Raw genomic sequence first — 20,388 nt, 5'->3', positions numbered from 1 at the left:
TGCTGCGGGCAGGGGCCCGTGATCGTCAGCGGCGCGGCGGCCGTACCACGCGTCGACGTGGAGACGGTGCTGCTCTGCGACGTGCTGCCGGACGGCACCGTGGCGGGCCTGGCGCTCGTCGAGCCGGTCTACGACACCATCAGCGGGGACCGGGTCGGTACGCGCATCGTCGACCCGGCCACCGGCGCCCCTTACACCCCGACCGGCGTACTCGGGCGGTGCGGTGACCCGAGCCCCGAGTGCGCCCGGCAGATCAGCACGAGGGCCCGCTGTGACGACGCCGACGGCGACGGCACCGGCGAGGTCACCTATGTGGAGGTGTGGGCGCTCGACCCGTGTGACGGCGGCGCCCCGCAGCTCCTGGGCTCCTTCCTGGACGGCGACTTCGCCGCCCCGTACACCCCGGTCGGGCCGGTCGACTGCCCGGACGCCACGGCGGACACCCCGGTCGTCCTCGGCCAGATCTGCTACGACGCCGGGGCGGGCGAGATCCGCGCCGCCGCGGTCCTCAAGTGCGCGGCGTGCAGCAGCGCGGCCGTCACGTACCTGGACGTCGAGACCGGAGACCCGGTCATCAACCCCGTGCCGGTGCCGTGCGCGGCTGGCGTCGACCGGCAGACACAGCTCCTGTGCGACGTGCAGGCTGACGGCACCTCGACGCCGTTCCTGCGGCACTTCACCACCGACCCCGCGGGCACCACCACCACGGCAGACACCCTCCTGGACGGCACCACCGCCTACGCCCCGACCGGCACCGTAGGTGTCTGCCTGCCCGCCCAGGCCGAGTGCGCCTCGCCGACCACACCCACGGCCACGGTCGGCCTGTGCCTCGCGGACGGGACGCCGATCGCGGTCACGGTCATCCGGGACTGCGACGGCGCCGTGTCCTCCGAGGGCTGGATCAACCTCCTGACCGGCGCCTACAGCGCGGGCGCGGCCCCGGCCGGCACCGTCGCCTGCGGCTCCTCCCAGTCCATCCAGCTGTCCGGCACGTTCTGTGACGTGGACCCGGGCACGGGCGACGTCCTCGGCCTGGTCCTGATCGAATACAGCTACGACGCAGATGGGGCGATCGACTCCGTCCGCCTGGTCGACGCCGTCACCGGCGCCACCTACACCCCGACCGGCACGGTCACCGTGTGCCCGGCCGGTGTGGAGCAGCCGGACCAGGACCTCGTGCCGCTGTGCGACGTCGACGGCGCGGGTGTCGCCACCCAGTTCGTGCGGGACTTCCGACGGGACGAGACCGGCGCCATCGTCGGCCACAGCGACTACACCCTCGCCGGCGCCGCCTACACCCCGACGGGCACGGTCGGCCTGTGCTTCGAGCCGTGCACGACCTCCCAGACGTTCGTCCTGTGCGACTCGACGCCGGTCGACCTCGGGCCGCTCCTCACCTTCACCGACACCGACCCGACGCCGCTGTTCCAGCCGAACCCGCCGGACGGCAACGTGAAGCGGGTCAACCTGGCACCCGGACAGCCGTTCTGGGACGGCGGCGCCGTCACCTTCGCCCCGCCGCCCGGCGGCGAGGGCACGGGCATCTCGGGCACGCACCGGTACATCGCCGCCAGCATCGGCGCCGATGCGGTGGAGTGCCCGCCATGCGGCCCAGCCGGCGACGTCACGATCACCGTCACGGGCCGCGCCTGCAACCAGGGCCCCGTCCTTGGCGTGCTCACCTGCGGCCGGTGGCGGATCGTGGACGCCAGCACCACTCCGGCGACCACGCTCGCGAACTTGACGCTGTCCAACGTCGGCGCGTCCGGGAACTTCCCGTCCTGCCGCGACCTCACGGCCACCGCCACCGTCTCGTACGAGAAGCTGCTGTCCGGGGACCTGGCCGTTTCGCTGGACCTGGAGACCCACGACGAGAACGGCACCGAGAAGACGTGGATCGCCGACCAGTTCGCGGTCACCGCCACCCTCGCCCCCACCGCGGGCTGCGGCACCCAGTTCCTCCGCACCATCCGGACCGCGTGCTCCACCGGCACGGTCCTGTCCGTCACGGACACCGACCTGGACGGCGCCCCGTACACGGTGAGTGGCGACGCCGCCCAATGCGTGCCCCCCACCACGAGCTGCGGTAGCAGCGAGTGCCGCGACTGCGAAACGCTGGTGCTGTGCGATGTGCCCACCGCCGCGCCGGTCACGATCACCGGGACCGCCGCATCCGGCACCCTGTCCAACGGCGTCGGCTGGACGTCCACCGGCGCCACGAACACCACGGCGATGGCGGCCAACCTCAGCAACGCTGACGGCTCGTGGTGGGGGCTGCACTCCTTCCCCCACGCCGTTACAGCGGCGACGCGGTGGACGTTCTCCCGGCCCTCGATCGTGGAGTTCTCGGTATACGTCCGCTATTTCGCGGCGGCCCCGACGATCAGCCACGCACAGCTCCAGCCGGGCCTGGAAGTCGTGAGCCTGCCGGACGGCTACTCCTACGACGAGACCACCGGAGTCCTGACCCGCACCTCGGACGCCGCACCGACCGACCCGTGCTCGTACGTGACGGACCCGCAGATTGCGGGCAGCGCCCGGTTCCGTACCGCCGGCGCGGTCACCTCGTTCACCACCGCACCGGCACCGAACAGCCGCGTCGCCGCGTGCGGCGTGTTCTTCACCTACTGGGCCGGTGCCGTGTCGGTGGTGCCCGGAGGCTCGTTCTTGCGGCAGATCTGCCGCTCCTGTGACGGCGCCGCCACCGTCACGGACACCCTCCTGGACGGCATCACCCCCTACACGGTGGCCGGGACCGCCGGGGTGTGCGAGCCGCCCGCGCCGCCCGAGCCGGAGTCCTGCTGCCAGCCGGCCCAGGTCTGCATCCAGCAGGACCCGACGCAGGAAGTCGAGTTCATCTCCAACGAGGGCCACCTGAACGACAACTCGGTGGACCCGGTGTGGAAGTGGACCACGGACCTGACGGCGGCCAATCCGCCCTGGTACGACATGTACGAGTACCAGTATTCGGGCGCGTGGTCGGTCGTGGACTCCGACACCGCCCGTCCGGCGTGGTGGGTGAGCCCGCACCCGAACGGCGCCTCCGCGCAGTCCAGCCCTGCCCAGCCGAACGAGGGGCCGTCGCTCCTCAACGCGCACTGGTTCCCCCGCGCGTTCTTCGACCTGCCGGACAACGCCGACCCGGCGACCATCCAGATCCAGGCCACGGTGTTCAACGCCGACCAGATCGGCCGCGCGTTCCGACTGAACAACGGTGCCTGGCAGGCCCTGCCGGCGACGGCCACGCACAACGGGACGACGTACACGTTCGGCCCCGCCACCATCCCGGGCGCGCAGGCCGGACGGAACTTCCTCTACCTCGACGTGGAGGAGACCGTCGGTGGCGGCTCCGGCCTGATGGTGCACCTCAAGGTCACGTACGAGGTCATCCCCGAGACCCGCTCCTGGACGCGGATGGTCTGCTGCGATGACTCGGTCTACTACCTGGACGAGGACGGGGTGCGCCAGGACGCCGTGCCGGACGGCTGGCATGTGGCGCCTTGTTCGAGCGCTGAGGCGTGCTCCACCGTGCAATTGGGGCAGCTCTGTGACCTGGTGAGCGCACCAGCGGAGCCAATCCCGGTACCGGCCGACTCGTTCGCCCTGGCGGGGAACGTCGTGGTCATCGGCGACACGCTGCAGTTCTCCCGCTCCAACGTCCCGGTGACCGGCGTGGCGCAGCGCTCCGTGACCGGCCTCATCAGCGGCACCGCCAGCGAGCTGCTGTTCGAAGCCGGGTGGGGTGGGGGCGGCTCCCCGCCGGCCACCAACGACGCGATCTACCGGGCGGACATCCTTGACGGGGCGACCGTCCTCGCGACCAGCACCGTCAACCTGTCCAACGGCAGCGGCTCGGCCGGGGCCGTGGTCGCTCAGCCGCCTCTCGCGTTCACGGCTCCGTCGAGCGGCGCCGTCACCGTGCGGTTCACCGACCTCAGCACCGGCGGCGCCCTCAACCGCGACCTGGTCATCCGCCCCCTCACGGTGGAGACGGAAGGGGTCGAGCTCACCGCGATCCCGTTCCTTCGGGCGTACGCCTACGACTGCACCGGGCTGCTGCTGACCGCCACGGACACGGAGCTGGACGGCAGCACCGCGTACACGGTCCAGGGCGAAGTGGGCATCTGCTCCGGGACGACGACCGCGACGGACGCGTGCACGCGGCAGGTCGTGGAGCGGTGCGGTTGCGACGACACCAACGGCGACGGCGTCGCGGACACCTCGTACACGGAGCTGTGGGCGGTCGACCCGTGCAGCGGCGTGGCCCCGGAGCTGCTGGGCACGTACGAGGACGGCGACCTGGCGGCCCCGTACACCCCGGTCGCGCCGGTCGACTGCGAGGCGAGCGAGACCCTGACCGGGGAGCCGCTGCTGCTGTGCGACACAGCCGGGCCGTTCCTGCGGCACATCCGGTACGCCGGCGACGGCACCCCTGTCAGCGTCCTCGACACGGACCTGGACGGTGTCACGCCGTACACGCCGGTCGGCGCCGTCGGCTCCTGCGCGGGGGCGTCCGGCGCGGACGCAGCGGTGAACACCGGTCTGAACCGGCTCACCGCGGCTGGCACGTTCGACGTCAAGGCGACGGCCCCGGGCGTGCAGTCCGCGACGGTGACCGTGCTCGCTGGTACCGCCCAGGTGACCACGTCCTCCGGCACGGTCACCGTCCCGGCCGGGCTGTCGCTCACCTGGTCCGTTGCCGACACCGACGATTCCTCGCTCGCGGTGCTGTCGGTGACGGCCCTGGCGGGTGCGGACGTCGTCACGAACTACACCTACAAGGCCAGCGCCGCCGGCTGACCGGCCGCCTCACCGAAGGAGACGACGTGACGGACACCCAGCCGCCGCCGGTAGAGCGCTACTACCGCAACCCCGAGGGCGGGCTGACCCGGGTCGGGAACCTGGACGACGACCAGGTCCTGCTCGACCACGGCTACACGGAGCTGACCGCCGATGAGTACCAGGCCGCGCTGGACGCGGCCCCGCTGGTCAGCTTCGTCGAGACCCCGGAGGACTGAGCGGTGCCAGGCAAGTGCGGCAGCACCTACCGGATCGCGCCACGGCTCGACACCGACCCCTGCAATCAGGCGCTCATGACGACGACCGGCCTCCTCGTCCCCCGGACGGAGGTGGCCGGCGTCGCCCCGGGCGCGGCCGTCGGCACCGGCCGGTCGGTCGACGTGGACGTGGCAGCCCCCGCGGCCGACGACTGCCCCGCCGCGTGGACGGTCGGGGCGCGGCTGACCCCGCTGTTCGGCGAGGTCGCCCCGAGCGCCCCGCTCGACCTCACGACGCTCGCCATCAACACCTGGGCGGACATCCCCGGCATGTCGTTCATCGTCCCGGAGGCGGGCGTCTACCGGGTCACGGCGGACGTGTCCGGCGGCATGACGGTCACCGCGCAGAACGCCTTCAACCGGCTCGTACAGACCAGGCTCACGGTGAACGGTGCGGCAATCCTCACCACGACGCGGCACCTGGTCCAACTGAACTGGACGTTGTCCGGCGGGGCGTCGATGGCCTCGGGCCGGAACGGCTCCTGCTCGACAACGAAGCTGTTCACGCTCGCGGCCGGGGACGACGTCCGGGTCCAGTCCAGCTACCAGGGCGCCACCGGCACCCCGAACACGATGGCGGCCGGGGCGACCGGCGGCTCCGTGATCGCCTGGACGAAGGTGGCCGACTGATGGCGGGCGGCTGCTGCGGGGGAGGGGGAGGCGGCAGCCTCGTCCCGTCCGTGGACCCGGCCGCGTGCAACGGGCTGCGCCGGACCGCGTCCGGGCTCCTGGTGCCGCGCACCGTCGTGAGCGGCGTGCCGAGTACGCCGCTGACGCCGACTGGGCCGCAGCGGTCCGTCAGTATCGACGTGCAGGCGCCGGCCTCGGGGGACTGCCCGGAGCAGTGGCGGGTCGGGGCACGGCTGGCCGCCCAGTTCGTCACCGACGTCGTGTCGTCGACCGACCTGCTCCCGCTCGCGGACAACACGTACGGGCCGGTGACCGCGTCGGCGCTGCTGCTCCCGGCGGCCGGGGTGTGGGACGTGACCATGGTCGCCCGTGGCGTTCTGTCCTTCACGGGGATCGCGGGGACGTTCATCGTGGCGCGGATCTGGAACGTCACCGCCGGGGCGATCGTGCCCGCGACGGAGCTGTTCGTGACGCAGGTTCGGCAGAACACGGCCGGAGCAGGCCAGACCACCGGCGACAACGACACCTCAACGATCAAGACGTACTTGGCCGTGGCCGGGCCGACCACGCTCCGGATGGAGGCAAAGACGGTGCTCCAGCTCGGCACCCAGCCCACGCAGGCGGGCATCGTGTCCGACGCCAACGGGCGCAGCGGCCTGTATGCCCACAAGGTGCGCGACTGATGGCCGGGTCCTGCGGCTGCTCCGGCCGCCTCACGACGGCCGTCAGCGACGACCCGTGCAACGCCCTCGTCCGGTCCGCCTCCGGCCTCCTCGTCCCCGCGACGGCGCTCGAGGTGGGCCCGGGCCTCACTGTGGAGGCGCCCGCGGCCGGTGACTGCCCGCAGACCTGGACGGTCAACGTCGACAGCTCATGGGCACAGGGCCCGTGGGCCGGCGTAGGGACCCACGACCTCGACGGCGCCGACCGGGTCTACGAGGAGATCACCGAGGTCGCCCCGATGGTGATCCCGCGCTCGGGTATCTGGGAGGTCAATTTCGTCGTACGCGGGGGCGTGCAACTGCCCGCCAACGCCGTCGCCAGCGAATTTGTGGTCGCCGCCTTGTTCGAGAACGGCAGCGTCATCGTCGGCCAGGAGGTGATGGTCGTGGGCCTGTCCCGCGGCCAGGCCACCGGCGCGACCGCGGGCGCTCAGGGCACCGGCACCGGAGCGTTCCTGCGCGCCTTCACCGCAGGAGACCAGATCGCCCTGCACGCCTACCGGATCGGGCAGCTCGGCGTCGCCCAGGTCGTCAGCAACGCCGACGGCCGCACCCGGCTGATGGCCCACTGGATCGGCCCAGAAGGAGACACCCCCGCATGAGCGGAACCGGCGCGAGCCTGCGCTACGTCGAGCACGGCTCGGCGACCCTGGCCACCATCCTCAACCTGGTGCCTACTCCGTCGGCATCGTGGAACGACACCGCGCTGTCGGTGACGCTGCCCAGCGCTGGCACCTACCAGCTCGACGCCTCGGTCCGGTGCGGCCTCCTGGTGGGGTCGCCGTCCGAGGCGTTCATCAGGGCCCGCCTGTTCGACGTCACCGCCGGTGTCGTGTTGCCGGACAGCACGGTCATGGTGCTGCAGCTCAGCCCGCCGGACTCCGCGGCCAACGGCAACAGCCGCGGGAACGCCACCGCCCCGATCCAGGTCGAATACACCGTCACGCAGCCGACCGTGATCCGCCTGCAAGGGTCCCGGACCCTGACCAGCGGCACGGCCGCCAACGCGACCATCGCCTCCAACGCCGACGGCCTCACCACCCTCCGCTACCGGCGGATCGCCTAACCCCGAGGAGTCCTCATGTCCGGAACCAGCGGATCCGTCGCAGCCGCGACCAGCGATGCCGAGTACGAGGTGCTGTGCGACGACGTCGGCCAGTTCCTCCGCCGCTACACCACTGCGGGCGGGGTGGTCGGCACCGTCGACACCACGCTCGACGGCACCACCCCCTACGTCCCGACGGGCACGATCGGCGCGTGCGAGCCGGACCCTGCCCCGCCGAACCCGCTGATCGACTCCACGATCCAGCGGCAGACCGGCGCGGGAACCGTCACGATCGCCGCCGGCGCCCGCTCGGTGACCCTCCTCGTCTACGCCGGGGCCCCGACGGTGAGCATCGGTGGCGGGACGGCCGTCGCGGTCCCCCAGGGCACGACGCTGACATGGAGCGTCGACAACGGCGGCGACACCGGCGAGCAGCTGCAGGACGCGTTCGTGTTCACCGGCATCGCCGGTCAGGACTTCCTTGTGACCTCCACCCGCGAGGTGTAGCTGTGACGGGTAGGCGTACCACGCTCTGGTGGGAGCGGGCGGGTTGAGCACCGCAGGCGACTACCAGCCCACGGGACGGCGGGTGTTCGCGGCTACGGGCGTGAGCGACGCGGCGGGCACGGTCACGTTCAACTTCGTGCCGCCGTTCGCCGCCGCGCCTGTGGTCTCGCACGCGACGCAGACGGCCGTGGCCGACCTGACCGAGTGCCGGATCACCGCCCTGTCGGCGGCCGCGGTGACGTTCTCCGTCCGCCGCTCCCCGGCGGTCACGCTCCTCGGCATCGCCATCCTCCAGGTCCCGCAGGCCGCGCCTGGGGTGACCGTGCACTGCACGGCCGTCGAGGCGGGCCCAACCTGACCTGACGGACGGTAAGAGACCAGGTGTGCGGCTCTGCCGACTGGTTATGCTGGTCGGCAGAGCTGCTGGTTCTGGGCCGGGCTACCAACACCTGTTGGGAGGGCCCCATGACCTGCCCGCTGATCGCAAACCTCGATGTTGTGAGGGTAACCAGGCTCGATAGTTGTGGCCGTCCCGTCTGTGGCGACGACAACGGATTCGTCTTCGACTGCCTGGCTTCGATCGCGCTCAACCCCTCCATCGAGGAGGGCGAGGACATCACCTACAAGGCGGCGAATGGCCGCCAGTGTGGGTTCCGTAAGGGCTGCCCGTCGCTGCAGAACTACGACGTCGAGATCAACTTCTTCAGCGTCAGCCCGGAGTTCCTGGAGATCACCACCGGCAACCCGGTCGTGTTCGGCTTCGACGGCAAGCCGATCGGCTACGACGACTGCTCCATCAAGTGCGACAGTGGCTTTGCCTTGGAGTTCTGGGCCGAAGTCCTCGGCGACGACGTGTGCGCCGCCGACGGCACGGGAGACGGCGCCTGGATCTACTTCCTGCTGCCGTGGGTGACGAACGGCATCCTCGGCGACCTGGAGATCGGTGCGGAGGCCGTCACGCTCCAGCTGCAGGGCGCGACGCGTGCCGGAGGCGGCTGGGGCACCGGCCCGTACGACGTCATGCCGATCGACGCGGCCGGTACGGCGGGCCCGCTCCTCACCCCGGTTGGGGCGACCTGTCACCGCCGGACGTTCCTGACGTCGGTCGCTCCGCCGGAGCCGGTCTGCGAGTACACCCCGGTCACGGGCGGCCTCTGCCTGGCGTCCTGATGGAGCCGCTCGACCTGGTCGTGCCCGTGCGTGAGGGCGCCGTCAACCAGCAGCTCAGGTACGCACTGAGGAGCTGGGCGGCGCACCTCCCGCACGGGCGCGTGTGGATCATCGGCTACCTGCCTGCGTGGGTGGCCGGTGTCCGGCACGTCCCGACCGAGCAGGCCGGGCGGACCAAGTACGCCAACACCACAAGCGCGGTGCGGCTGGCGTCCGAGCACCCGGAGATCAGCGACCCGTTCCTGCTGTGCAATGACGACTTCTTCGTGATGCGTCCCATCGAGGAGATGCCCGTCCTGCACCGCGGGCCCGTCCGCGACGTGGAGGCGTACTACGCGAGCCGGGGCAACGGGAGCTACCTGTGGGGGCTGCGGGAGACGCGGGATCTCCTCGTGAGCCTCGGTCACGCGGACCCGCTGTCGTACGAGCTGCACGTCCCGCTGCCGGTCGACAAGGCGGCGATGCTGGCGGCGCTGGACGCGGGCCGCCATCTCGACGTGCTCCACAAGCGAACGATGTACGGCAACCTCGCCGGCCTTGGCGGCGAGCGCATCGACGACGTGAAGGTGCTGCACCGCATGCCCCGCTTCCCGGCCGACTCGCCGTTCCTGTCGACGATGCCGGACGCCTTCACCAACGGCGCCGTCGGCCACCACATCCGCCGCGCCTTCCCGCAGGCCTGCGCGTACGAGAAGAGGCGCTGATGCCGCTGCAGATCGGTCCGTGTGACCCGTGGGACGTGGACCTGTGCTGTGAGGTGCCAGACGACCAGGACCCGGCCGTCGTCGAGCGGTGGCAGAAGGTCGCCTCACAGATCTTGTGGCGCCTATCCGGGATGCGCTGGGGCCCGTGCCCCGTCACCGTGAGGCCGTGTCGCCGGGCCTGCCTGGACTCCGGTCCGGTCTCGTTCCAGGCCGGGTACGCCGGTACCGGCGGCTGGATCCCGTACATCGGCGCCGACGGCATGTGGCGGAACGCGTCGATCGCGTGCGGCTGCAAGTCGGACTGCTCCTGCGGCGAGCTGTCCGAGGTCTACCTGCCCGGGCCTGTCTACGACGTGACAGAGGTCAACGTCGACGGCGAGGTCCTGGTCCCCGAGGCGTACCGGGTCGACGCGCCCGGCCGGCTCGTACGGACCGACGGTGAGCAGTGGCCGACTTGCCAGGACATGGCCGAGCCGCCCGGCACGCCGGGGACGTTCACCGTCACGTACCGGTGGGGCCTGCCCCTCGACGAGGCCGCCATCGCCGCCGTGTCCGAGCTGACCTGCCACCTGATGCGGGGGTGCGGCGGGGCCGGGTCGTGTGGCTGTAAGGCCAACCCGCGGGCTACGCGCCTGGTCCGGCAGGGCTTCGAGATGGAGATGCCGGATCCGACGCTGCTGTACGCCGACGGCCGCACCGGCCTGCCCATCGTCGACCTGTGGTTGAGCGTCGTGAACCCGTACCGGCTCGCCTCACCGTCACGGGTCTACTCACCTGACTTCAAGAGGCCGCGAGTCCAGACATGGCCCTGACCCCGCTCGCCCTGCACGACCTGGCCGAGTCCGTCCTCGCCTGCGTGTGCGCTGCGCTGGAGACCACTGCTGCCGAGATCGAAGGCCAGCCCGGCTGCCCCGACTGCGGGGCGTGCGTGGTGCCCGGCTCGCCGGCGTGGGACCGCTGCGACGACCCGTGCTCGGAGGCCACGACCGGCGGGCAACTGTCGGTCAACGTCGCCCGCATCTACCCATCGACGACGTTCCCCGCTGAGGACCGGGAGGTGCGTGGCCTGCGCGGCTGCACGCCCCCGCCGACGACCGCCGTCGAGCTGGTCGTCACGCTGCTGCGGTGCGCGCCGACGCTCCACGAGAACGGTTGCCCGCCGTCCTGTGACGAGCTGGCCGACGCGGCGCGCATCCTCCACATCGACCAGGTGACGGTCTACAACGCCATGCTGTGCTGCCTGCCCGGCACCGAACCGGGCCGCCGCCGCGGCCGCAAGTTCGTCCTCGGCGCCTCCCGGACCGTCGGCCCGGAAGGCGGTTGCGTCGGCTTTGAGCAGCGCGTCACTGTGGCCCTGCCCGGCTGCTCGCCCTGCCCAGGAGGAGACACCTCGTGAACAGCAGCGACCTGATCGCGCTGCTCCAGCGCATCGAGGAGGAGCGCGGCGTCGTGGAGGTGCGGGCCTACGACTACGCGGAGATCTCCCCGGACGCCGTGGCGACCGGCGAGTTCCACAGGGACGGGCAGGGCGACACGTACCTGCTGCTGCGCCCGTGAGGAGGCCGCTGTGAGCGTTGAGGTCTACATCGACCAGGGCCGCCTGAGCCGGCTCCTGCGGCTGCGTGGTGGACGCGTGGAGCGCAAGCTGCGGGAGCGCACGGCCCGCGTCGCCCGCTATGCCGAGGAAGGCGCGCCGGGCCGCATGGGCGCGTACGTGTCGTGGAAGGTGACCGAGGGCCCGAAGGGTCTGCAGGGCGTCATCATCTGCGACCACCCGGCAGTGCGTTTTGTTCTCGACGGTACGAGTCCGCACATCATCCGCCCGCGCCGTAAGAAGGTGCTGCGGTTCGAGATCGGCGGCCGCGAGGTCTTCGCCGCGTACGTGCGGCACCCGGGCACGAAGCCAAACGACTTCATGTTGCGGGCCCTCGAGCGTGGCCGGTAGTGATCAAACGTCGGGCTTGATCACGGTTCGTAGGCAGGACATGCACTTGGACTGCACGGAAGTCTCGCCCTTCATCACGCCACCGCAGCTGCCGCCGCAAGCGTCACACACGAAGTCAACTCGGTCCTCGCCGAGGATCGGTACCCACTTCGGCTCATTCTTGGCGGTGACGGCGCTGTACGTCGTCGACTCCACCGGCAGGGTCGGCGCCTGTGCCTTGTTAGCCAAGAGGGCAGGCAATGCCTTCGCCATGTCCTTGTCGAGCTTGTAGATCGCGAGGCCGAAGTCGGCCCCCAGCCCGGCCGGGTCGAAGTGCAGGTAGCTGCCTGCGAACATCTTCCGACGTATCTCGATCACCTTGATCTCCGGCCAGAGGTGGGAGAACGCCATACCGGATGCCTCGCTGACGAGTATGAGCCGGTGCTGTGTCGGGGCCATCCAGAAGTTCGGGCTGCTGTCCGCGAACTCGATTGCCGAGGGCTTCACATCGGTCACGGGTCCGAAGGCGAGCACCCCTTCGCCCTGGTAGACGGTGCGGTCAACGACGGCGCGAGCCTTCGTAGCGTCCATAGTGCCTTCTCGTCGCAGAGGTCTTGTGAGGAGGCTGTGAATGTAGACCATGTTCGCGGCGGGGCCAAGAGTGGCGTCGCGGCCGTGTGCTTACTGCTTGCTCGACGTCACCCCAGGTCAGAACAGGGGTGGCGCTCCCCCGTTGATGATTTGGCCACCCTCGTCGACGAGCTCCAGTTGGTGCGCGCCTGTGGGCAGATCGACGACAGCGAACGAGTCCTTGCAGGAGACCAGGGCGCCCTGGTACTCCCTCCGCATGTCAGGCTCGTCGTGCCGACACAGGCGGCCCCGTCCAAGGCTGCCCGCGACGGGCCGGGCCGCGATGGGCCGGTCGCAGGTCGGGCATTTCACACGAGGTAGCTTCACGCTCCCAGTGTCGCCCTGCCCGGGCGGAGCCGTGAGCGGAAGTCGCCTACGCGCTGCCTGGCTACAGCATCTGTTGCACCTGCTGGGCCGTGGCGATCACCGCCTCGTAGACCGCAAGGCCGAAGGCGAACAGGCTGATCCGGTGGGTACGGCGGACCCGCTTCAGCTCCTCTCGCGCGCACTCCTCCAGCGACTTCTCCGGCTCCGGCTGGTGGGCCGGCGCGCGGCCCTCCTCGTCCTTGCGCCACCAGGAAATAGGCATGGCGGGTCCTCTCCAGGGCTGCTCGCCCGTTCGGTTGGGGACGTCTTTTGTCTCACGGCGGGGCGGCCGACGCTGAGAGCGTTGTCAAGACGTATTCCGTGTTCACGCTCGGGGTGGTGGGTCAGCGGAGCAGGCCACCGCCGACTTCAACCCGAGAGCCATTGCCGCGGGCAAGTCCGCGACCTGGGCGCTTTCGCGAGCAGTCGGCGGTGAGGGCCCGTGAGCTACCAGTACTCGCGGAACTTTGCATCGGTTCGTGAGGGCAAGCCCCCGCTTCGGCGTGGGTGAACGGCCACAAACAAAGCGTCCAGGTGCTGACCAACTGAGGGGGAGACGAGCGCCCGGCTACCCTTCCTCGTACGCCGCTGGTTTTGGGCCGGGCGAAGCGCGGGAGACAAGGGCACACCCGTGAAGAAGACGTTTGCGCTGCACACGGAGCCGCACGTCGCCGAGGTCGGCGGCAAGGAACTGCTGTTCCAGCCCGAGGTGATGGGCGATCAGTTCATGGACGCCTACAAGGGGCTCATCGAGGCCCAGCGGGCGGCCAGCGGCATCGACCTCGAAGACCTGTCGACCATCGACGCGAACCAGCTGCGCGGCGCCGCCCGTGCGATGCGGACCTTCCTCGCGGAGCTGATGCTCCCGCAGTCCGCCGAGCTGTTCACCCGGGTCAATGTCGTCAAGGACGGCGAGGTCGTCCTGCAGAACTTCCCGGACCGGACCGACGCCCAGAAGTACGCCGACGAGGTCGAAGACGGTCCGGTGCAGGTCGTCGACGCGTTCCCGCTGCCGGACCGCATCCTGGTCCAGCTGCTGGAGTGGGTCGTGGAGCTGTACGGAGGTGGCGCCGACGAGCGCCCTCCTACGTCGTCTACCGGCTCTGCGACAGCATCGCGCAGGGGTGGGAGGCGTGGGATGGGAGTGCCCTCCTCCAGGGCGTGAACATCCGCGCGTTCACGCTGCGGCAGATGCTCGCCGCGGCCGAGGCCACCATGGACCAGACGGCCAAGGACGACGCCGAGCGGGCCCGGATCAGGGCCGAGCTGTACGCCCCACCGGCCAGGGAGCGACGCCGCCGCACTCGGGACGGCGACCGCGGCCGGCCGACGGGCGGCGGCATGAGCATGCGTGACGCGCAGCAGATGATGGCGCAGCTGGCGGCCCAGGACGCCCAGCTTGCGGGCGGGCGCAGCGGCTAGTCTGGGATCACCGGCGGGCCCCTGGGGCGCCGCCGATGCCGCTGGTTCTGGGCCGGGCAACCTACACACCCCGTGAGGTTGCCCGGTGCCCGGCGATGAGATCGACTACGGGACCGCCCGGATCAGCATCTCGCTCGACGACAGCGAGACCGTTGACGATGCCCGCGATCTGGGTCTGCGGATTCAGCGGGCCCTGGACCGGGCGACGCGCACTACGGGCGACCGGATCCGCCGCAACATCCAGCGCGGCCTGGACGCCGCTGCGGTCACCGTGCGCGTGGAGCCAGACCTTCGCCGGTTCGACGCGGCGCTACTGCGCGGCCTGCGCTCCTTGGAGTCCATCAACGTCCCGGTGACGCCGGACCTGACCGGCTTCGTCGAGCGGATCCGCGCGGTCCTCGCCGGGGAGGAGTTCCCCGTCCGGGTCGTGCCGGACATGGACGGCTTCGACGACCGGATCCGGGCCCACAACCCGCCGGACGTCACGGTCGACGTCAACGCCGACGTCGACAGCAACCGGTTCTCCCGGGCGATGGCCGGCCTCGGCAGGATCGCCGGGCGCGTCGGCTCCGGCCTGACCAGCCTGCTGCAGTTCGGTGCCGTCGGCATCGCCGCGGCGGGCGCCGCGCAGGGCGTGATCGGCCTGACGGCCGCGCTCGCCCCCGCGGCCGGGATCATCGCCGCGCTCCCTGCCGCCGTCGCCGGGTTCCAGGCCGCTCTGGGCACGCTGCGGCTGGCCGTTGTCGGTGTCGGGGACGCCCTCGGGGCGGCGTTCGCCGGAGACGCCGCCAAGTTCCAGGAGGCCCTGGAGAAGCTGTCGCCGTCCGCGCAGAAAGCCGTCCTCGCGGTCAAAGCGTTCGCGCCGGAACTGAAGAAGGTCCAGCAGTCCGTCCAAGAGGCGTTCTTCAAGCAGTTCGCCGGCGACATCTCCGGCGCGGTCAAGAACCTGCTCCCGATGCAGAGCGGGCTTCGGGCCATCGCGACCGGGTTCGGGCAGGCCGCCTCGGAGGGCTTGAGATTCCTGCAGACGCGGCAGGCCCTCGCCTCCGTGCAAGGCGTCCTCTCCGGGACGTCCGATGCCGTGGAGGGCCTGTCTGCCGCGGTACAGCCCCTGGCGCAGGGCCTCCTCAGCGTGGCGTCGTCGGTGTCCACCGCGTTCGGGGCGCGGCTGGGGACGGCGATCGGCGGCCTCGGCCAGCAGCTCGGGGACTTCCTGACCCGCATCGCGAACAACGGTCAGGCCGTCGCGTGGGTCGAGGGCGCCCTGACGGTCTTCAAGCAGCTCGGCGCGGTCATCTCGAACGTCGGCCAGATCCTCGGCGGCGTCTTCCAGGCCGCCAACGCGTCCGGCGGCGGGCTTCTCAACAACCTCAAGCAGATCACCACCAGCTTTGCCGAGTTCGTCAACTCCGCGCAGGGTCAGCAGGCGATCGGGAACATCTTCTCGACGCTGGCCACGGTCGCCGCCCAGCTCGGCCCGATCCTCGCCGCCGTGGTGACGCAGGTCGGCGCCATCGCACCGGCCTTGGCGCCGATCTTCACCGCCCTCGGCCCCGCCATCGTCAACCTGGTCAACGCGCTCGGGCCCGCGCTGGCCGCGATCGCCCCGGCGCTCGCCACCGTCGGCCAGGCCCTCGCCGAAGGGCTCGGCGCGCTCGGCCCGTCCCTGGGGCCACTCGGCGAGGCCATCGGCCGCGCCGTCACAGCACTGGCCCCACTACTGCCGCTGGTCGGCGAGGTCGCCAGCGTTGTAGCGCAGATCCTCGCCCCCGCGCTGGACATCCTGACGTCGGTCCTGTCGCCGATCATCGACGCGCTCGTGGCCGCGCTCCTGCCCGTACTGCCGCAGGTCGCCGCCGCGTTCACGACCCTCGGCGCTGCCTTGGGGCCCGTTGCGGACGTCCTCGGCAAGAGTCTCGGCGACGCCCTGACCCGGCTGCTGCCGCCGATCCTGGAACTGATCCCGCAGATCGCCGACAAGATGGTCCCGGCCTGGATCGCGTTGGCGGAGGCGGTCACTCCGCTGATCCCGCAGCTGGTCAACCTCGTCGTCATGGCCATCGAGCCACTGCTGCCGATGCTGCCTCAGCTCGTCGACATGATCGCCGACCTGTCGGTGAACTTCATCATGGCGCTGGCCGCGATCGCGCCGATCCTGCCGCCGCTGATCCGGCTCGGCACGACCATCGCGCAGTTCGTGTCGTCCAACACGACGTTCGCTCTGCTGCAAGGGCTGGTCGACGCCCTAAGCCTCCTCGTGGGCGCCGTGACGAGCGCCCAGACGAAGGCGCGAGAGTTCATCACCGGCACGATCCGGTTCTTCACCGACCTGGGCTCGGGCATCCTCGACGCGCTGACCAGCCTGCCGGAGAAGATCGCGACGTTCTTCTCCAACCTGTGGACGACGGTCTCCACGGCCGTCTCGAACGGCTTCAACGCCGTAGTGCGGTTCTTCACCGAGCTGCCCGGGAAGATCGTCGCCGGGCTCGCCGCGCTGCCGGGCCTGCTGATCAACTTCTTCATCAACGCGGTGGCCGGCCTGGGCATCGCGATCCTCACCGGCATCGCCGCGCTGATCTTCATCTTCACCGAGCTGCCCGGCAAGATCGTCAGTGCGCTGGCGTCGCTCGGTTCGACCCTGCTGAACTTCTTCACCAGCGCGTTCACCACGGTCGTCTCCGCGGTGAGCAGCTTCATCTCCAGCGTCGTCACCTTCTTCGCGGAGCTCCCCGGGAAGATCGCGTCATTCCTGGCCGCACTACCCGGGCGGATCGCCGGGTTCTTTCGGTCGGCCGGCTCCTCCGCGCTGGCGCAGGCACGGACCTTCGGGTCGTCGGTGGTGACCTTCTTCCGGGAGCTGCCGGGCAAACTGGCCAACGGCCTGTCGACGCTAGGCTCGAAGCTCGTCGAGAAGCTCAGGAACGCGGGCTCGGCGGCACTGCGCGGCGCTCGTGATCTGGTCTCGAACATCGCGAACGCCTTCACCTCGCTCCCCGGGAAGATCCTCGCGAAGATCGGCGACATCGGCGGCCGGATCCGCGACAAGATCCGGTCGGGTCTGCCGAGTGCCGTCCGGGGCATGCTCCCCGGGCTCGCGAACGGCGGCATCGTCACGGGGACGACGATCGCGATGCTCGGCGAGGGCAACAGGCCTGAGGTCGTCATCCCGCTGACCAAGCCGAAGCGGGCGCGGGAACTCGCGGCGAAGTCCGGGCTGCTGAACATCCTGGCCGGGCCGGCACAGGCCGCGACGCTCGCCGCGAGCAGCGGGTCCACGCTCAGCGGCAGCGGCTCCCCGAAGGACTTCGAGAACATCGGCCGCCAGATCGCGGCGGGCCTCGTCGCGGGCCTCCGTGCCTCGCTCGGCGACGTGGACGAGGCGACGCGGGCGCTGGTCGGCACGGCCATCACCACGGCGGAGCAGGTCCTCGGCATCGCCAGCCCATCGAAGGTGTTCGCGGCGATCGGCAAGGACACCGGGAAGGGCTTCATCGTCGGCCTGACCGGCACCGCCGACCAGATCAAGGCCACGACGGACAAGCTGATCAAGTCCATCACGGACGCCTTCAAGGGCAAGGCCACCAAGGTCGACGACCGGCTCGTGGCCGTGCTGCAGACCGGCAACAAGAAGCTGACGAGCCTGGCCGCGCAGCGTGACGCGCTCGTGCAGAAGATCGCCGACGCCAACAAGTTCGCCACCGACACCACTCAGTCGGTACTCCAGGCGTTCTCTCTGCAGAGCCTCACCCAGGGCGGCGGGAAGCTCACGGCGGACAGCCTCGTCGCCGGCCTGGACGGCGCCCTGTCGAAGGTGCGCAGCTTCACGTCGCAGATCAACGCGCTCGCCCGGCGGGGGCTCCGCAAGGACCTGCTGCAGCAGGTCATCGGGCTCGGCCCGGACCAGGGCGCCGAGCTCGCGCAGGTCCTGTCGACGGCGGACAAGGCCACGTTCAAGCGCATCAACTCGATGCAGGCGCAGCTCGTCGACGCCTCCAATGTCCTCGGCCGGACGGGCGCCGACGCGCTGTTCGACGCTGGGAAGAACGCCGGCGCCGGGTTCCTCGCTGGCCTCCAGGGACAGCGCAAGGCGATCGAGGCGCTGATGCTCGACATCGCCAAGGGCATGCAGAAGGCCATTCGCACGGCGCTGCGCATCAAGTCGCCGTCGGTGGTGTTCCGGAAGATCGGCGAGATGACCGGCCTCGGCCTCCGGCTCGGCCTGGTCGGGCAGATCGCCGCGCTGCAGAGGGCTTCGACGTCGGCGGCCCGTGCCGTGGTCGACGCCGTCGGCGGCCAGTTCGAGGCGTTGCCCGGCCGGGTCGGCTCGTCCCTGGACGGCCTCCGCACGAGCAACGTCATCCCGCTGACGCAGACTCAGCGGCGCCGCCAGGCCGCCACCGAGATCAGCGCAGCGGAGCTGGCCAGGGCCCGGGCCACGGCGGACAAGGCCGGTGCGGTCTTCAACAACACGTTCAACATCACCGAGGTGGGAGACGCCAACGCGACCGCGCACCGCGTCCTGAACCGCCTCACGTACGCGGCAGGAGTGAGCTGATGACGGCCGAGTGGTACATGGCCTATGGCGGCGTGGAAGTCGCCAATCACGCGCGCCTGGGCGTCTACCTGGACAGCGTCGGGTCGCCGCTGACCTCCGCCGGGCCGTGCGCCTGCCCGACCGTCACGGCCGAGCACTTCGGGGACGCCCCTTACTCCACGCCGGAGGAGGACGCCGCCCCCTGGTACGACCCGGACGTCCCGGAGTCCGCCGATTTCGCCGGGATCATGATCCTGGAGGTCGCCGGGATCGACGACCACCCCGTGCGGCGCACCGTGACCGGTGGCATTGTCGGCGGCGGCTCCATCGGCCCCGCCCGCGCCCTGCCGCGCACCATCACCGTCACCGCCCTCGTTCTCGGCTCCACCTGCTGCGGCGTCGAGTACGGCCTGCAATTCCTGTCGGAGGTGCTGCAAGGCTGCACCGGCGGCGGCTGTGACGGGGACTGCCTGACGCTCTACTCCTGCTGTCCGGGCGAGGACATGAGCCCGGAGGCGTTCAACGCGGAGCACCGGCGCACGCTGCGCCGCGTGGCCCTCGTCGAGGGCCCGACCGTGGTCGCCCGCGCCGGCACCGGCTGCGCCACCGGTGACTGCCAGTCCGGGGCGGACATCATCACCGTGGAATGGGTGTTCACAGCCGCTACCCCGTGGCTGTGGACGGATACGACTCCCACGCTCGAGGTGGCCCCGCCTGGCGATGACTCCCCGACCTGCATCGAGTGGTGCGTCCACCCGCCGGACGGGCCCGGCTGCAACGGCGGGCCGTGCCGGTTCGCGCCGTGCCCGGACCCCACCGCGCTGTGCGCCGACCCGCGGTGCCTGCCCCCACCGCCGCCGACGCCGACCCTGCCGAGCGAGACCTGTTACTGCCTGCCCGTCGCGATCGAGCGGGAGTGCTACGAGCTGGACCTGACGGACCGCCCGGCCTGGTCCACGGACGTCCCCATGATCACCGTGCGGGCCGGGTCGGCGGACCTGCGGAACCTCACCATCGAGATCTTCGAGCGGTCCCCGAACGACGTCGGGCTGACCGCGGACGAGGTGGCAGACAACGGCCGGTGTTCCCCGCACTCGGTGTACTCCGTGATCTACGTCCCGGCCGGCGGGGCGCTCACCCTGGACGGCCAGGTCGGGCGCGCCACCGTGGAGTGCGGCGGGACGTGCGAGTCCTCGCCGGACGTCTACGGCCGGGACGGGCTGCCGCCGACCTGGCGCCTCTTCGATTGCGCCTCCTACGTGATCTGCCTTTCGACAGATGTCAGTAACCCACCGGCGGACAACGCCATGGTGACGCTCGGCCTGTCGGGACGGGGGCGCTGAGCAATCCTCAACACCTGCTCCGACCTGCTGCTTTGGGTAGAATTGCCCCGAAATGAAGTTGCCCCGGGGGTGCTGGGCACACCCGGCCGGGGCTGACCGAACCTAGTTGGAGGCTCGGATGAGCAATGCTACGTGCGTCGTCGTGTTCAGCGACGGATCCCCTTGTCCCCGGCAGCCGAAAGGCTGGGCCAGGTGGTGCCAACCCTGTGGGGTCTGGTCGCGAAGGAACGGCGGAGCCGACCCCAACGGCCGACGGCGAGTGCGACGGTCCCGGACCCTGCTCGCGGACATCCGGGCGGCATCAGCCAAGGTCACGGACGAGTGCGTGATTCTG

21 protein-coding genes are annotated in these 20,388 nt (G+C 70.7%); 18 read left to right on the top strand and 3 right to left on the bottom strand.

Annotated features, from left to right (window positions below; translation table 11 throughout):
- Positions 1-18: 18 nt before the first annotated feature.
- From PV341_RS07890 to PV341_RS07825, 14 genes are all read left to right on the top strand, one after another.
- The gene (locus PV341_RS07890) at positions 19-4,800 is read left to right on the top strand and encodes a hypothetical protein (RefSeq protein WP_500357176.1); all 4,782 of its coding nucleotides are present in this window, start codon (positions 19-21) and stop codon (positions 4,798-4,800) included.
- A gap of 26 nt (positions 4,801-4,826) precedes the next feature.
- On the top strand, positions 4,827-5,018 hold the full coding sequence (locus PV341_RS07885; protein WP_500324220.1) for a hypothetical protein: 192 nt from the start codon (positions 4,827-4,829) through the stop codon (positions 5,016-5,018).
- A 3-nt stretch (positions 5,019-5,021) separates the two neighbouring features.
- Entirely contained in the window at positions 5,022-5,687 is a 666-nt protein-coding gene (locus PV341_RS07880; protein ID WP_500357175.1) for a hypothetical protein, read from the top strand.
- Complete coding sequence (locus PV341_RS07875) at positions 5,687-6,370, top strand: hypothetical protein (RefSeq protein ID WP_500357173.1); 684 nt, start codon at positions 5,687-5,689, stop codon at positions 6,368-6,370. The genes PV341_RS07880 and PV341_RS07875 overlap by 1 nt, the downstream gene beginning before the upstream one ends.
- Positions 6,370-7,011 (top strand): hypothetical protein, encoded by a 642-nt coding sequence (locus tag PV341_RS07870; RefSeq protein WP_500357172.1) that lies wholly within the window; start codon positions 6,370-6,372, stop codon positions 7,009-7,011. The genes PV341_RS07875 and PV341_RS07870 overlap by 1 nt, the downstream gene beginning before the upstream one ends.
- Positions 7,008-7,475 (top strand): hypothetical protein, encoded by a 468-nt coding sequence (locus PV341_RS07865; protein ID WP_500357171.1) that lies wholly within the window; start codon positions 7,008-7,010, stop codon positions 7,473-7,475. Before PV341_RS07870 ends, PV341_RS07865 begins: the two co-directional genes overlap by 4 nt.
- A 15-nt stretch (positions 7,476-7,490) precedes the next feature.
- Entirely contained in the window at positions 7,491-7,961 is a 471-nt protein-coding gene (locus PV341_RS07860; RefSeq protein WP_500324225.1) for a hypothetical protein, read from the top strand.
- A gap of 43 nt (positions 7,962-8,004) precedes the next feature.
- The gene (locus tag PV341_RS07855; RefSeq protein ID WP_500357169.1) at positions 8,005-8,319 is read left to right on the top strand and encodes a hypothetical protein; all 315 of its coding nucleotides are present in this window, start codon (positions 8,005-8,007) and stop codon (positions 8,317-8,319) included.
- A 140-nt stretch (positions 8,320-8,459) separates the two neighbouring features.
- Positions 8,460-9,131, top strand: a complete 672-nt coding sequence (locus PV341_RS07850; RefSeq protein ID WP_500357168.1) for a hypothetical protein — start codon at positions 8,460-8,462, stop codon at positions 9,129-9,131.
- Positions 9,131-9,835 (top strand): hypothetical protein, encoded by a 705-nt coding sequence (locus tag PV341_RS07845; protein ID WP_500357166.1) that lies wholly within the window; start codon positions 9,131-9,133, stop codon positions 9,833-9,835. Before PV341_RS07850 ends, PV341_RS07845 begins: the two co-directional genes overlap by 1 nt.
- The gene (locus PV341_RS07840; RefSeq protein ID WP_500357164.1) at positions 9,835-10,647 is read left to right on the top strand and encodes a hypothetical protein; all 813 of its coding nucleotides are present in this window, start codon (positions 9,835-9,837) and stop codon (positions 10,645-10,647) included. The genes PV341_RS07845 and PV341_RS07840 overlap by 1 nt, the downstream gene beginning before the upstream one ends.
- Positions 10,638-11,231 (top strand): hypothetical protein, encoded by a 594-nt coding sequence (locus PV341_RS07835; RefSeq protein WP_500357162.1) that lies wholly within the window; start codon positions 10,638-10,640, stop codon positions 11,229-11,231. Before PV341_RS07840 ends, PV341_RS07835 begins: the two co-directional genes overlap by 10 nt.
- Positions 11,228-11,392, top strand: coding sequence for a hypothetical protein (locus PV341_RS07830; protein ID WP_500357160.1), 165 nt, complete (start codon positions 11,228-11,230; stop codon positions 11,390-11,392). The genes PV341_RS07835 and PV341_RS07830 overlap by 4 nt, the downstream gene beginning before the upstream one ends.
- 10 nt (positions 11,393-11,402) lie before the next feature.
- Positions 11,403-11,780 carry a hypothetical protein gene (locus PV341_RS07825; protein WP_500357158.1) on the top strand — a complete coding sequence of 126 codons (378 nt, stop codon included), beginning with the start codon at positions 11,403-11,405 and terminating at the stop codon, positions 11,778-11,780.
- A gap of 3 nt (positions 11,781-11,783) precedes the next feature.
- Here the strand turns inward: PV341_RS07825 and PV341_RS07820 are convergent, their stop codons facing one another.
- The 3 genes from PV341_RS07820 to PV341_RS07810 all read right to left on the bottom strand — a co-directional run bounded on the left by PV341_RS07820 (position 11,784) and on the right by PV341_RS07810 (position 12,978).
- Complete coding sequence (locus PV341_RS07820; RefSeq protein WP_500357156.1) at positions 11,784-12,350, bottom strand: hypothetical protein; 567 nt, start codon at positions 12,348-12,350, stop codon at positions 11,784-11,786.
- A gap of 117 nt (positions 12,351-12,467) precedes the next feature.
- On the bottom strand, positions 12,468-12,608 hold the full coding sequence (locus PV341_RS07815; RefSeq protein ID WP_500357154.1) for a hypothetical protein: 141 nt from the start codon (positions 12,606-12,608) through the stop codon (positions 12,468-12,470).
- Positions 12,609-12,777: 169 nt separating this feature from the next.
- Entirely contained in the window at positions 12,778-12,978 is a 201-nt protein-coding gene (locus tag PV341_RS07810) for a hypothetical protein (protein WP_500357152.1), read from the bottom strand.
- A 408-nt stretch (positions 12,979-13,386) separates the two neighbouring features.
- On the opposite strand from PV341_RS07810, the gene PV341_RS07805 reads away from it, so the two are divergent.
- The 4 genes from PV341_RS07805 (at position 13,387) to PV341_RS07790 (ending at position 20,054) form a co-directional block, all read left to right on the top strand.
- Complete coding sequence (locus PV341_RS07805) at positions 13,387-13,920, top strand: hypothetical protein (protein WP_500357151.1); 534 nt, start codon at positions 13,387-13,389, stop codon at positions 13,918-13,920.
- A complete protein-coding gene (locus PV341_RS07800) occupies positions 13,917-14,177 on the top strand; it encodes a hypothetical protein (RefSeq protein WP_500357149.1) in 261 nt (86 codons plus the stop codon). Before PV341_RS07805 ends, PV341_RS07800 begins: the two co-directional genes overlap by 4 nt.
- An 85-nt stretch (positions 14,178-14,262) precedes the next feature.
- Entirely contained in the window at positions 14,263-18,732 is a 4,470-nt protein-coding gene (locus PV341_RS07795) for a hypothetical protein (RefSeq protein ID WP_500357148.1), read from the top strand.
- Complete coding sequence (locus tag PV341_RS07790; RefSeq protein ID WP_500357147.1) at positions 18,732-20,054, top strand: hypothetical protein; 1,323 nt, start codon at positions 18,732-18,734, stop codon at positions 20,052-20,054. The genes PV341_RS07795 and PV341_RS07790 overlap by 1 nt, the downstream gene beginning before the upstream one ends.
- The last annotated feature ends 334 nt before the right edge of the window (positions 20,055-20,388 follow it).

The sequence above is a fragment of the Streptomyces sp. PA03-1a genome (assembly GCF_033792805.1).
In the GTDB taxonomy this organism is placed as follows: domain Bacteria; phylum Actinomycetota; class Actinomycetes; order Streptomycetales; family Streptomycetaceae; genus Actinacidiphila.
The sequence above is the reverse complement of the archived record's forward strand: the minus strand, read 5'-3'. Positions and strand labels throughout refer to the sequence as shown.